The organism is Clostridium sp. LY3-2 (genome assembly GCF_024705715.1).
In the GTDB taxonomy this organism is placed as follows: Bacteria; Bacillota; Clostridia; order Clostridiales; family Clostridiaceae; genus Clostridium.
In genome coordinates this window covers 67288-78716 of the sequence record NZ_JAMDLQ010000030.1, presented here as the reverse complement: position 1 = coordinate 78716, position 11429 = coordinate 67288, and the positions used below count along the sequence as shown (strand labels likewise).

The following is an 11429-nucleotide window of genomic DNA, read 5'->3' as shown; positions in this document are numbered from 1 at the left end:
TTTATGAAGGATCTTATGAAAAACATACTATTTTATCTAATTTAATAAGTTCTATTTTTTGTGTAAAAGTAATTTAAATTTTCTACAATATTTATTCCTAATATAAGTATATCTTAATAGCTTGTCCTTAGCTAATCTACTTGTCTACCTTTATTGATTTTCTATAGCTTGTCTAACTATTTTTTACTTGTCCAAAATATCAAAAATTTATATGAATATAGCGAAAATCCCTTGTACCAATAATATCTCGTAACAATGTTGTAGTTTTTTCGAAAAAATTTTTATTATTAGTTATAACCTCAGCCCCCATTTATTACCAATACCCCAAAATACCCCTAACCTTTTAAAGCATAATTTCACGTTACTACTTTTTCTATTAAAAACGTATTTTAAACCTCAATAATTTTTCAAACTCTACCAATTTACAGAAGCCTTTTTATAATCTTCTGCTTTTTTATTTCATAAATTTCATTTTAAATATACATTTTATTTTATTCTAACTTTAACTTATAATTTTCAATACGTTAAAAAAGCTAGCGAAAAATCGCTAGCAATTTTAAAAACCTACGTAACCCTCTAAATGAAGGTGTTAATATTTTTTCCACTTTTACACATTTTATTCTTTCTTCTATATATTAAGGTACTGTTTTTGTTATTTAAAGTATTGTATAATAATTTTATACTTAAAATAGAAGGAGACTTTAAATGTTTGGATATATAACTCCGATGAAACCTGAAATGAAAGTAAAAGACTATGAACTATTTAGAAGCTATTATTGCGGAGTTTGTATGAGTATAAAAAAGAATTATGGAAATTTACCTAGATTAGGCTTAAATTACGATATGACTTTTTTAGCTATTTTATTAGATAGCTTAGAAGATACAAGTTTAGATTTAAAATCTAAACGATGCATAGCACACCCTAATTTAAAAAAGCAAATGATTTTTAATAATAGAGCTATTGATTATGCAGCTAGTATGAATGTCTCTTTAGTTTACTTCAAATTGCTTGATGACAAATTAGACGATAATACTGTTAAAAGTAAATTATCTCTTTTTGCACTAAGCCCTTATAGAAGAAAGTTTTCTAAAGATATAGAAAAAGTGAATAACGTTATTAAAGAAAATTTATTAAACTTAGAAAAACTAGAAAAGTCTAAAAACTTTACTTCTATAGATGAAATCTGCCACCCTTTTAGTGTGATTGTAGGTTCGATACTTAAAAAATATCCCTATAGATTTAAAAATGATTCATTTACCCTTAGAGAAAATCTTTATGATTTAGGTTATTCTTTAGGAAAGTGGATCTATCTTATAGATGCTTTAGACGATTTAAAAGAAGATATGGAAAAAGATAAATTTAATCCTATAAATTATCTTTTTAATAAAGAAAACTTAGATTATACTTCATTTAAAGAAATAATAAAAGAACGAATTGAATTTAATATATTATCTTGCGGTTCTACTTTAAATGAAAACTTTCAAAAGTTAGATACTTTTAAAAATAAAGATATCATTCAAAATGTAATATCACTTGGAATGATGGATAAACTAACAAAAATACTAAATGACTGCAACTGTAAAGAATGCAAAAAAGAAAGGAATGTTTAATATAATGAATCCATACGAAATTTTAGGAGTAAGAGAAGGCGCAACTCCAGAAGAAATCAAAAAAGCTTACAGACAAATGGTAAAAAAATATCACCCAGACCAATACGAGGATAACCCTTTAAAAGAACTTGCAACTGAAAAGTTAGCTGAAGTTAATAAGGCTTATGATATTTTAATTAAAAACCCTTCTTCATCTAACGGAAGTAATTATTCAAATACGAATAATTCTAGCTATAATTCATCATCTGACTCTTACGCTTACACCGAAGTTAGAAACCTTCTTCAAAGAAGAGATACAGATTCAGCTGAAGCTAAACTTAACGCTATAAGTAACAGAACTGCTGAATGGTACTTTTTAATGGGAATTTGTAATTTTAATAAGGGTTGGTTCGATTCAGCTAAAACTAATTTAGAAACTGCTGTTAGTATGGACCCTAATAATTTTGAATATAGACAAACTTTAAATAGTTTAAATATGAGAAACAGAAACTACGGAAACACTTACAGACAAACAAATGTTGGTGCAAGCCCTTGTGACTGCTGCTGTCAACTTGTTTGTTTAGATTCAATGTGTGAGTGTTGTGGAGGAGATTTAATTAGCTGCTGCTAATTAAATCTAGAGCTATGAATAGCAAAGCTAAAAACATCTCTACAGGTGGTATACTAGTTGCGCTTACTATTATTGTTTTGTATCTTTCTTTAATTATAAGAATAAATACTTTAGCGCTTCTTACCTTATCATCGATTTTTGTTCCTATAGCAATAATTAGAAATAACCTAAAAACAGGCGTATTTGTATATATCGCCTCTTCTATTATTGCATTATTTTTAATTCCTATAGATACCTCAATACTTTATATTTTGTATTTTGGTAACTTTGGAATTATAAAATTCTTTATAGAAAAACTAAATAATAAACCTTTTGAAATAATATTAAAATTAGCTTTTTCAAACATAATATTTTTTATAATTTATATGTTTTTTAAATATGCTATTTTAAATTTTACTTTAGCTTTTCCACTTTGGATATTTGTGATTTTAGCACAAGCTTTTATATTGCTATATGATTTTGCAATTACTTTATTAATCACTTACTATTTTAGAAGGTTTCATAACAGATTTTAAATACCTACAGTAAAATACTATAGGTATTTTTTTCTGTACTTTTTATACAAATAAAAAGTGGACAAATCCTTCTCCACTTCATTTGAAATCAGAATAATTTAATGCAAACTAATTATTATATTTCTTTACATACTAATTTTATAAATACATTTAATTTATTATCAGAAATTAAATTATCCAATTCTTCATTTGATAATTCTCCTAATTTATCCATAGGTGCACAGTGTCCATTATCATTTGCATGAAATAAGTATACTTCATCACCTATGTTTATTTTTCTCTTACCATCAAAATAATAGTTTGTTAGTTTAGATATATCCTCTTCTATATCTAAATTACTATATAACCCATCAGACAATGCTCTTATTTTATTTCCTTCTATTGCTATTGCTATGTTTCTGTCTTCAACCTTCTCCACCGTAGGGACATATCCCATTCCAATAATATTTTCTTCTAATATTTTTTTATTATCTTTATAGAGTTCATATACGATTTTTATTTCATATTTTTTATCTTTGGGTAAGTTTTTTAATTCAAATTTAAAGGCTCTATTTCCTGTAAGTGCTAACATTTCACTTTGTTCATCTGTAAACTCTTTAGACTTAATCGAAAAACCTTTATCTTGGCTGCAACCGCCAATAATTAAAGTACAAAAAATTGTAATTAATAATATTAATCTTCTCATTTTCCCCTCCTACAAAACGGTATCCCCTTTTTTAATAATTAATTCTACCTCTGCTCTTAGTCTTATTAATGTAATTAATAAATATATTATAGTAATATTATACATAATTATTGTAATATAATTCCAGCGTATTCTTAATTATGATTCTATTTTATTAATTCTCCTATTGATAATCATTATCATTTATGTTATCATAAGATAAATTCATAAAGGAGGTTATTTTATGATTATATTTGAATTAATATTTAAAAGCGCGGTAGACTCGTTTTTACAAGTTGGTGTCTTCGTTTCAATTGTACTTTTTGCCTTTGGTTTTATAAATTATAAATATGATAATATATTTTTACGATTTTTAATAAATAATAAAAAACTTCAACCACTTATAGGTGCATTGCTCGGGTTAAGTCCTGGGTGCGGAGGCGCTATATTAGTTATGCCACTCTTTGTTAAAGGTCATATTTCCTTTGGTACAGTAATAGCTACTTTAATAGCTACTATGGGGGATTCAGCCTTCGTTTTAATATCCCACTCTTTATTAGACTTTTTTAAAGTATCAGCTATATCTTTTTTAGTAGCACTTGTAGTTGGATATTTATGTGATTATTTTAATATTTCAAAAAGGCTAAACCTAACTCATACTCCGAAAGATGAGAACATTAATAAAAACTTAGATTTAAAAGATCCTAATATAGGTTCTATTCCTTATAAACTAACTCATGGTTTTTTATATAAACTTTTTATAATTTTATCTATTATAGGCTTTATAATGGGGGTAACATTACTTACTGGAATAGAGATAAAAAACCCTTTAATAAATTCTATTTTTAATTTAGTAGGATTTTTAGGGACAATCCTTTCTATAATATATATGTTTATAGATAAAAAATTACTTATTAACGATACTGAAGAATTAGAAGTCCATAAGTCCTCTTCTTTAAAAGAAACATTAATCCATAACGTATCAGAAACTGCCTTTGTTATATCATTAGTCTTTGTTGCATACTTTTTATATGAATTAGTTGTATATTTTATAGGTGGCGAAGATATTTTAACAAACTATTTAACTTATTCTGGTTTGATATCTGTCTTTGGAGGTGCACTTATTGGACTTATCCCAGGATGTGGTCCTCAAATCATATTTGTAACATTATATACTAAAGGAATAATTCCTTTTGGGGCATTAATCTCTAATGCTATTTCCCAAGATGGAGATGCTCTATTTCCTTTAATCGCTATGGATAAAAAGTCTGCATTCTTAGCAACAGTTATAACTACTATCCCCGCTATAATAATCGGACTAGCTTTTTATTTATTATAAAATAATACAAAAGAACAAGAGGATGTTTTAAGAAATTATATAGAACATCCTCTTTATATAATAAGTCCTCTATTTCAAATTCTTCATCTTCTTTTAATTCTTCTCTATATTTATCATTTAACTTTTATTTAATTCATCATAGGATAATGCTTATCAGCAAGCTGCACTATCTCTTCATTTAAAATTTTTCTTTGTCCACTATCAAGATTTTCTTATGATTCATCATTAGAGTCATCTTTATTTTCATCACTTTCTTCTGATGATACTTGAGTGCTACTTTTTCCTCCCAAAGCTGTCATATCAAATAAAAGTTCCATCCTTGAATCTACTTCTAGATTTATTTTTGTAAACTTGTCATCAAAAGCGAATTCAGAATCTTCTATTCTCATATTTTTAACAATTAAATCTTTCATTCCATTTATAACTAATAAATCAATAATTAAATGTCTTAATTAAAAATACTCTTAAATATTATTAATTAAAATATTTAGGATAGAAGATAGATCTAATATCTATCTTCTATTTAATTTATTTAGATTTAATGCTTATTCCCATTTCTCCTGATGATGAATTTATACTCATTGCGACACTTTCAATATATCTCCCTCTTTCTTCCTTAAATGAAAAATTTTTTTCTATTGAATCATCAGGATTTTCAGTATGTTTATTTTTAACGATTTGGTTTATTTCTTCATAATGTTCTTTATAACTCTTTCCTTTTATTCCTGTTACTATATCGCAAATCTTAGGAGCCATTGTTTTATCTAAATCTATATCAACTTCTCCTTTTCCTGCTTTTTCCCCATCAAAATAAACATCTATTTTTGTGTATATACTATTATTCTCAGTAATTTCTCCAGCTAACTTTATATCATCAACTTTTTGCTCAAAAATTAACCAACTATCACTTTTCTCTTTGTACTTTATTCCATTTTCCTTAAAATAGCTTATTAATTCTGATTTAATTCTTGCAAATCCAGCTTTAGCTTCTTCTGGTGATAAGGATTCATTATTTTTATCTACTTATTCACCTTCTGTTTCATTACTTTCTTCTGAAGCTACGGGCTTACTTCCTTCATCACTTTTAGCTTTATCATCACTTCCACATCCTGCAAGTGAAAATATCATAATTCCAGCTATTAAAGTCCCTATTAATCTCTTTTTCATATCCTAAACCTCCTAATTATATCCCTTATTCATATTCATCTTTTTAAAATTGATTGTTCCACTCTTCCCTCCAAAAGCTGTCATATCAAATAGAAGTTCCATCCTTGAATCCACTTCTAGATTTACTCTTAAATGTCTTAATTAAAAATACTCTTAAATATTCTCAATTAAAATATTTAATATAGAAGATAGATCTAAAATCTATCTTCTATTCTAAATTATTTAGATTCAAATACTATATCTAATACTCCAGAATTATCAACATTATTCATATTTACTTGACATGTATACCCCTTAACATTTTCTTTTATTTCTATGCTACTCTCTTTAAATGCATCCTGATTTTCTCTATACTTGTTCTCAACTGCCTCATTTATTTGGTCATAGTATTTTTTATAACTCATCCCTTTTGAATTTGTTATAATATCATAAACCCTAGGAACAATTGTTTTATCTAAATCTATATCAATTTCTCCTTTTCCTGCCTTTGCTCCATCAAAGTATAAATTTATTATGGCATATACTCCTGAATCACCTGTTAACTCACCGCTTAATCTCATATCCCCTACATTTTGTTCAAAATCTATCCATATATCACTATTTTCTTGATACTTTATCCCATTTTCCTTAAAGTAACTTATCAATTCTGGTTTTATCCTTGCAAACTCTTCTTTTACTTCTTCTGGTGATAAGGATTCATTACTCTTGTCTGCTTCTTCACTTTCTGCTTCATTACTTTCTTCTGAAGCTACGGGCTTACTTCCTTCATCACTTTTAGCTTTATCTTCACTGCCACATCCTACTAGTGAAAATATCATAATTCCCGCAATTAAGCTTCCTATTAATCTCTTTTTCATATACTAAACCTCCTAATTATATCCCTTATTCATATTCATCTTTTTAAAATTGATTGTTCCACTTTTCCCTCCAAAAGCTGTCATATCAAATAAAAGCTCCATCCTTGAATCCCCTTCTAAATTTATCTTCGTAAACTTATCATTAAAAGCAAATTCAGAATCTTCTATTCTCATATTTTTAACAAATAAATCTTTCATTCCATTTATAACTAATAAATCAATAATTAAATGCCTTAATTAAAAATACTCTTAAATATTCTCAATTAAAATATTTAGGGTAGAAGATAGATCTAAAATCTATCTTCTATTTAATTTATTTGGAACTAATAACTATATTAATACATCCTTCCGTAGAATTTGTATTCATTCCTACTCCATCTGTATATTTCCCCTTATCTTCTTCATAGGAAAAATTTTTTTCTATTGAATCATCAGGATTTTCAGTGTGTTTATTTTTAACGATTTGGTTTATTTCTTTATAATGTTCTTTATAACTTTTCCCTGTTGTTCCTGTTACTATATCGCAAATTTTAGGAGCCATTGTTTTGTCCAAATCTATATTAATTTCTCCTTTTCCTGCTTTCTCTCCATCAAAAAAAATATATATATTTACATATATTTCCTCTCCCCCTTTTAATTCTCCACTCAAATTCATGTCCCCAACTTTTTGTTCAAAATCAATCCACTCGTCATTATTCTCTTTATACTTTATTCGATTTTCTTTGAAAAACTTTCTTAATTCTGGTTTAATTCTTGCAAACTCTGCTTTAGCTTCTTCTGGAGATAAAGATTCATTATTTTTCTCCCCTTCTTCATTTTCCGCTTCATTACTTTCCTCTGAAGCTACTGGCTTGTTTACTTCATCCCCTTTTAAATCTTTTTCACTTCCACATCCTGCAAGTGAAAATATCATAATTCCAGCAATTACGCTCCCTATTAATCTCTTTTTCATCTCATAAACCTCCTAATTATATCCTTTATTCATATTCATCTTTTTAAAACTGATTGTTCCACTCTTCCCTTCAAAAGCTGTCATGTCAAATAAAAGCTCCATTCTTGAATCCACTTCTAGATTTATCTTTGTATACTTATCATTAAAAGCGAATTCTGAGTCTTCGATTCTCATATTTTTAACGATTAAATCTTTCATTCCATTTATTGGTTCTTCTTATAAAAAATAAATTCATTTTTAAATATCTTAATTAAAAATACTCTTAAATATTATTAATTAAAATATTTAGGATAGAAGATAGATCTAATATCTATCTTCTATTTAATTTATTTAGATTTAATACTTATTCCCATTACTCCTTTTGATGAACCTCTATGCATTCCCACACTTTCTTTATATTTCCCTCGTTCTTCACTAAATCCAAATTCTTTTTCTATTGAATCATCTGGATTTTCAGTGTGTTTATTTTTAACGATTTGGTTTATTTCTTCATAATGCTCTTTATAACTCTTTCCTTTTATTCCTGTTACTATATCACAAACTTTAGGAGCCATTGTTTTATCTAGGTCTATATCGACTTCTCCTTTTCCTGCTTTTTCTCCATCAAAATAGATGTTTACTTTTAAATAAATATTCTTATTAACATGTATTTCTCCAGATAATTCCATATCTCCAATATTTTGTTCAAAAGCAATTCTTGTATCATTCTTTTCTTGATACTTTATCCCACTTTCTTTAAAATACTTTATTAATTCTGGTTTAATTCTTGCAAATTCAGCTTTTACTTCTTCCGGAGATAATGATTCATTATTCTTGCCTAATTCTTCATTTTCCGCTTCATTAATATCTTCTGAAGCTACGGGCTTACTTCCTTCATCACTTTTAGCTTTATCATCACTTCCACATCCTATTAGTGAAAATATCATAATTCCCGCAATTAAGCTTCCTATTAATCTCTTTTTCATACCCTAAACCTCCTAATTACATCCCTTATTCATATTCTTCTTTTTAAAATTAATTGTGCCACTCTTCCCTCCAAACGCTGTCATATCAAATAGAAGTTCCATCCTTGAATCCACTTCTAAATTTATCTTTGTAAACTTATCATTAAAAGCAAATTCAGAATCTTCTATTCTCATATTTTTAACAATTAAATCTTTCATACCATTTATAACTAATAAAACAATATTAAATGTCTTAATTAAAAATACTCTTAAATATTCTCAATTAAAATATTTAGGGTAGAAGATAGATCTAAAATCTATCTTCTATTTAGTTTATTTAGATTTAATGCTTATTCCCATTACTCCTTTTGATGAACCTCTAGGCATTCCCACACTTTCTTTATATTTCCCTCGCTCTTCACTAAATCCAAATTCTTTTTCTATTGAATCATCAGGATTTTCAGTGTGTTTATTTTTAACGATTTGGTTTATTTCTTTATAATGCTCTTTATAACTCTTTCCTTTTATTCCTGCTACTATATCGCAAATCTTAGGAGCCATTGTTTTATCTAAATCTATATCAACCTCTCCTTTTCCTGCCTTTTCTTCATTAAAATATATATTTATATTTGAATAAATGTCGTTGTCTTCAGCAATATCTCCTGATAACTCAACATCCCCAATTTTTTGTTCAAAAATTAACCAACTATCACTTTTCTCTTTGTACTTTATTCCATTTTCCTTAAAATAGCTTATTAATTCTGATTTAATTCTTGCAAATTCAGCTTTAGCTTCTTCTGGTGATAATGATTCATTATTTTTATCTACTTATTCACCTTCTGTTTCATTACTTTCCTCAGAAGCTACTTGTTCAATTCCTGTATCTATTTTCGCATCTTTTTCACTTCCACATCCTGCAAGTGAAAATATCATAATTCCCGCTATTGAGCTTCCTATTAATCTCTTTTTCATACCCTAAACCTCCTAATTACATCCCTTATTCATATTCTTCTTTTTAAAATTAATTGTGCCACTCTTCCCTCCAAAAGCTATCATATCAAATAAGAGTTCCATCCTTGAATCCACTTCTAGATTTACTCTTAAATGTCTTAATTAAAAATACTCTTAAATATTCTCAATTAAAATATTTAGGATAGAAGATAGATCTAATATCTATCTTCTATTTAATTTATTTAGATTTAATATTTATTCCCATTTCACCTGATGATGAGTTTATACTCATTCCAACACTTTCTTTGTATTTCCCTCTTTCTTCACTAAATCCAAATTCTTTTTCTATTGAATCATCGGGATTTTCACTATGTTTATTTTTAACAATTTGGTTTATTTCTTCATAATGGTCTTTATAACTCTTTCCTTTTATTCCCGTCACTATATCACAAACTTTAGGAGCCATTGTTTTATCTAGGTCTATATCAACCTCTCCTTTTCCTGCTTTCTCTCCATCAAAGAAAATATTTATCTTCGAATATACATCATTATTACTAGAAATTTCCCCCTCTAATTTCATATCGCCAACTTTCTGCTCAAAAGCAATCCACTCATCATTTTTTTCTTTGTATTTTATTCCATTTTCCTTAAAATAACTTATCAACTCTGGTTTTATTCTTGCAAACTCTGCTTTTGCTTCTTCTGGAGATAAAGATTCATTATTCTTGGCTATTTCTTCATTTTCTGCTTCATTAATATCTTCTGAAGCTACTGGTTTACTTCCTTCATCACTTTTAGCTTTATCCTCACTTCCACATCCTATTAGTGAAAGTATCATAATTCCCGCAATTAAGCTTCCTATTAATCTCTTTTTCATATCCTAAACCTCCTAATTATATCCCTTATTCATATTCATCTTTTTAAAATTGATTGTTCCACTTTTCCCTCCAAATGCTGTCATATCAAATAGAAGTTCCATCCTTGAATCCACTTCTAGATTTATCTTTGTAAACTTATCATTAAAAGCAAATTCTGAGTCTTCCATCCTCATATTTTTAACAATTAAATCCTTCATTCCATTTATTATTTCTGCATCCTTTGCAACTAATAAATTCATTCTTAGATAATCATTATAATTAAAATTTAGTTTATCTTGCTCATTATAAAAGTCACCATCGCCTCCATTTAATCTAAATAAATCATCTTGACTTCCGCTTGAAGGTATTCTATCTATTAAATCAGTTTCATCATCAATTCCTATAGTTAAATTTGTAACCCAATTATCTTTATTTTTTATTAGAGGAACATTTCCTCCTCTTAGTAAATCTTTTACATCTAATAAACTCTCATACCCTACCCAACCTGTTGTTATTATTGCTGCAAAGCAAATTGTTAAAGGTGCAAAACTTCCTGATAATGCGATAGAAATACCTCTTACTAATTTTCTTTTGTTTGAATCACAAAAGAATCCTACAAGGTTTAAGGCTGCTCTTTCAAAGAGAAGTCTATTTGTCATCTTATCTACAGCTCTTTTATCTGAGAATTCACCTTTTTTCTGAAATAATATAGCTTCAACTTTGTTTCTTAAAGCTGTGTCTCCTTCTGGCATTACTGGTACTCTCTTTGCTCCACCTTCAGTATCTTCTATCATGCTTTTAAAATTACTCATTAGATACTCAACTAAATAAACCTTATCGATAACTGAATCACTTAATTTATTTGCATTACTTTCAGGTGAATTTATAACTTTACTTGTCTCTGGATCTTCATCGTCTGCTGGAACCTCATATTTGGAATTTGTAGGTAAATCTCCTCTTGA

The 11429-nt window shown here is 27.6% G+C and carries 17 protein-coding genes and 1 pseudogene; 4 read left to right on the top strand and 14 right to left on the bottom strand.

The window, feature by feature from the left end; genetic code table 11:
* Nucleotides 1–705: 705 nt before the first annotated feature.
* From M4I33_RS10280 to M4I33_RS10270, 3 genes are read left to right on the top strand one after another with little or no spacing between them, the layout of a single operon-like run.
* Nucleotides 706–1611 (top strand): DUF5685 family protein, encoded by a 906-nt coding sequence (locus tag M4I33_RS10280; RefSeq protein ID WP_257916704.1) that lies wholly within the window; start codon nucleotides 706–708, stop codon nucleotides 1609–1611.
* Nucleotides 1612–1615: 4 nt separating this feature from the next.
* Nucleotides 1616–2221, top strand: coding sequence for a J domain-containing protein (locus M4I33_RS10275; protein ID WP_257916703.1), 606 nt, complete (start codon nucleotides 1616–1618; stop codon nucleotides 2219–2221).
* 14 nt (nucleotides 2222–2235) lie between these two features.
* Complete coding sequence (locus M4I33_RS10270) at nucleotides 2236–2736, top strand: hypothetical protein (protein WP_257916702.1); 501 nt, start codon at nucleotides 2236–2238, stop codon at nucleotides 2734–2736.
* A gap of 115 nt (nucleotides 2737–2851) precedes the next feature.
* Here the strand turns inward: M4I33_RS10270 and M4I33_RS10265 are convergent, their stop codons facing one another.
* Nucleotides 2852–3421 carry a hypothetical protein gene (locus M4I33_RS10265; protein ID WP_257916701.1) on the bottom strand — a complete coding sequence of 190 codons (570 nt, stop codon included), beginning with the start codon at nucleotides 3419–3421 and terminating at the stop codon, nucleotides 2852–2854.
* Nucleotides 3422–3644: 223 nt separating this feature from the next.
* On the opposite strand from M4I33_RS10265, the gene M4I33_RS10260 reads away from it, so the two are divergent.
* Nucleotides 3645–4739, top strand: coding sequence for a putative manganese transporter (locus M4I33_RS10260; protein WP_257916700.1), 1095 nt, complete (start codon nucleotides 3645–3647; stop codon nucleotides 4737–4739).
* 212 nt (nucleotides 4740–4951) lie between these two features.
* Here M4I33_RS10260 and M4I33_RS10255 read toward each other — a convergent pair whose 3' ends face one another.
* From M4I33_RS10255 to M4I33_RS10195, 13 genes and pseudogenes are all read right to left on the bottom strand, one after another.
* The gene (locus M4I33_RS10255) at nucleotides 4952–5152 is read right to left on the bottom strand and encodes a hypothetical protein (RefSeq protein WP_257916699.1); all 201 of its coding nucleotides are present in this window, start codon (nucleotides 5150–5152) and stop codon (nucleotides 4952–4954) included.
* A 115-nt stretch (nucleotides 5153–5267) separates the two neighbouring features.
* Nucleotides 5268–5495 carry a hypothetical protein gene (locus tag M4I33_RS10250; protein WP_257916698.1) on the bottom strand — a complete coding sequence of 76 codons (228 nt, stop codon included), beginning with the start codon at nucleotides 5493–5495 and terminating at the stop codon, nucleotides 5268–5270.
* A 267-nt stretch (nucleotides 5496–5762) separates the two neighbouring features.
* A complete protein-coding gene (locus M4I33_RS10245; protein WP_257916697.1) occupies nucleotides 5763–5906 on the bottom strand; it encodes a hypothetical protein in 144 nt (47 codons plus the stop codon).
* 218 nt (nucleotides 5907–6124) lie between these two features.
* Nucleotides 6125–6763, bottom strand: coding sequence for a hypothetical protein (locus M4I33_RS10240; protein WP_257916696.1), 639 nt, complete (start codon nucleotides 6761–6763; stop codon nucleotides 6125–6127).
* A gap of 12 nt (nucleotides 6764–6775) precedes the next feature.
* Entirely contained in the window at nucleotides 6776–6961 is a 186-nt protein-coding gene (locus M4I33_RS10235) for a hypothetical protein (protein WP_257916695.1), read from the bottom strand.
* A gap of 115 nt (nucleotides 6962–7076) precedes the next feature.
* Nucleotides 7077–7715, bottom strand: a complete 639-nt coding sequence (locus M4I33_RS10230; RefSeq protein ID WP_257916694.1) for a hypothetical protein — start codon at nucleotides 7713–7715, stop codon at nucleotides 7077–7079.
* A gap of 12 nt (nucleotides 7716–7727) precedes the next feature.
* Nucleotides 7728–7913, bottom strand: a complete 186-nt coding sequence (locus M4I33_RS10225; protein WP_257916693.1) for a hypothetical protein — start codon at nucleotides 7911–7913, stop codon at nucleotides 7728–7730.
* A 128-nt stretch (nucleotides 7914–8041) separates the two neighbouring features.
* Nucleotides 8042–8680 carry a hypothetical protein gene (locus M4I33_RS10220; protein WP_257916692.1) on the bottom strand — a complete coding sequence of 213 codons (639 nt, stop codon included), beginning with the start codon at nucleotides 8678–8680 and terminating at the stop codon, nucleotides 8042–8044.
* 12 nt (nucleotides 8681–8692) lie between these two features.
* A complete protein-coding gene (locus M4I33_RS10215) occupies nucleotides 8693–8878 on the bottom strand; it encodes a hypothetical protein (RefSeq protein WP_257916691.1) in 186 nt (61 codons plus the stop codon).
* A gap of 114 nt (nucleotides 8879–8992) precedes the next feature.
* Nucleotides 8993–9220 carry a hypothetical protein gene (locus M4I33_RS10210; RefSeq protein ID WP_257916690.1) on the bottom strand — a complete coding sequence of 76 codons (228 nt, stop codon included), beginning with the start codon at nucleotides 9218–9220 and terminating at the stop codon, nucleotides 8993–8995.
* A 267-nt stretch (nucleotides 9221–9487) separates the two neighbouring features.
* Nucleotides 9488–9631, bottom strand: a complete 144-nt coding sequence (locus tag M4I33_RS10205) for a hypothetical protein (RefSeq protein WP_257916689.1) — start codon at nucleotides 9629–9631, stop codon at nucleotides 9488–9490.
* 217 nt (nucleotides 9632–9848) lie between these two features.
* Complete coding sequence (locus tag M4I33_RS10200; RefSeq protein ID WP_257916688.1) at nucleotides 9849–10487, bottom strand: hypothetical protein; 639 nt, start codon at nucleotides 10485–10487, stop codon at nucleotides 9849–9851.
* A 12-nt stretch (nucleotides 10488–10499) separates the two neighbouring features.
* Nucleotides 10500–11420, bottom strand: a pseudogene (locus M4I33_RS10195) (DUF5702 domain-containing protein); the annotation flags it as partial.
* Nucleotides 11421–11429 lie beyond the last annotated feature (9 nt).

Bases quoted from the DNA above. Each gene is read 5' to 3' on its own strand.
- M4I33_RS10280 (WP_257916704.1), top strand. From the start codon at position 706: ATGTTTGGATATATAACTCCGATGAAACCTGAAATGAAAGTAAAAGAC.
- M4I33_RS10275 (WP_257916703.1), top strand. From the start codon at position 1,616: ATGAATCCATACGAAATTTTAGGAGTAAGAGAAGGCGCAACTCCAGAA.
- M4I33_RS10270 (WP_257916702.1), top strand. From the start codon at position 2,236: ATGAATAGCAAAGCTAAAAACATCTCTACAGGTGGTATACTAGTTGCG.
- M4I33_RS10265 (WP_257916701.1), bottom strand. From the start codon at position 3,421: ATGAGAAGATTAATATTATTAATTACAATTTTTTGTACTTTAATTATT.
- M4I33_RS10260 (WP_257916700.1), top strand. From the start codon at position 3,645: ATGATTATATTTGAATTAATATTTAAAAGCGCGGTAGACTCGTTTTTA.
- M4I33_RS10255 (WP_257916699.1), bottom strand. From the start codon at position 5,152: ATGAAAGATTTAATTGTTAAAAATATGAGAATAGAAGATTCTGAATTC.
- M4I33_RS10250 (WP_257916698.1), bottom strand. From the start codon at position 5,495: ATGGCTCCTAAGATTTGCGATATAGTAACAGGAATAAAAGGAAAGAGT.
- M4I33_RS10245 (WP_257916697.1), bottom strand. From the start codon at position 5,906: ATGAAAAAGAGATTAATAGGGACTTTAATAGCTGGAATTATGATATTT.
- M4I33_RS10240 (WP_257916696.1), bottom strand. From the start codon at position 6,763: ATGAAAAAGAGATTAATAGGAAGCTTAATTGCGGGAATTATGATATTT.
- M4I33_RS10235 (WP_257916695.1), bottom strand. From the start codon at position 6,961: ATGAAAGATTTATTTGTTAAAAATATGAGAATAGAAGATTCTGAATTT.
- M4I33_RS10230 (WP_257916694.1), bottom strand. From the start codon at position 7,715: ATGAAAAAGAGATTAATAGGGAGCGTAATTGCTGGAATTATGATATTT.
- M4I33_RS10225 (WP_257916693.1), bottom strand. From the start codon at position 7,913: ATGAAAGATTTAATCGTTAAAAATATGAGAATCGAAGACTCAGAATTC.
- M4I33_RS10220 (WP_257916692.1), bottom strand. From the start codon at position 8,680: ATGAAAAAGAGATTAATAGGAAGCTTAATTGCGGGAATTATGATATTT.
- M4I33_RS10215 (WP_257916691.1), bottom strand. From the start codon at position 8,878: ATGAAAGATTTAATTGTTAAAAATATGAGAATAGAAGATTCTGAATTT.
- M4I33_RS10210 (WP_257916690.1), bottom strand. From the start codon at position 9,220: ATGGCTCCTAAGATTTGCGATATAGTAGCAGGAATAAAAGGAAAGAGT.
- M4I33_RS10205 (WP_257916689.1), bottom strand. From the start codon at position 9,631: ATGAAAAAGAGATTAATAGGAAGCTCAATAGCGGGAATTATGATATTT.
- M4I33_RS10200 (WP_257916688.1), bottom strand. From the start codon at position 10,487: ATGAAAAAGAGATTAATAGGAAGCTTAATTGCGGGAATTATGATACTT.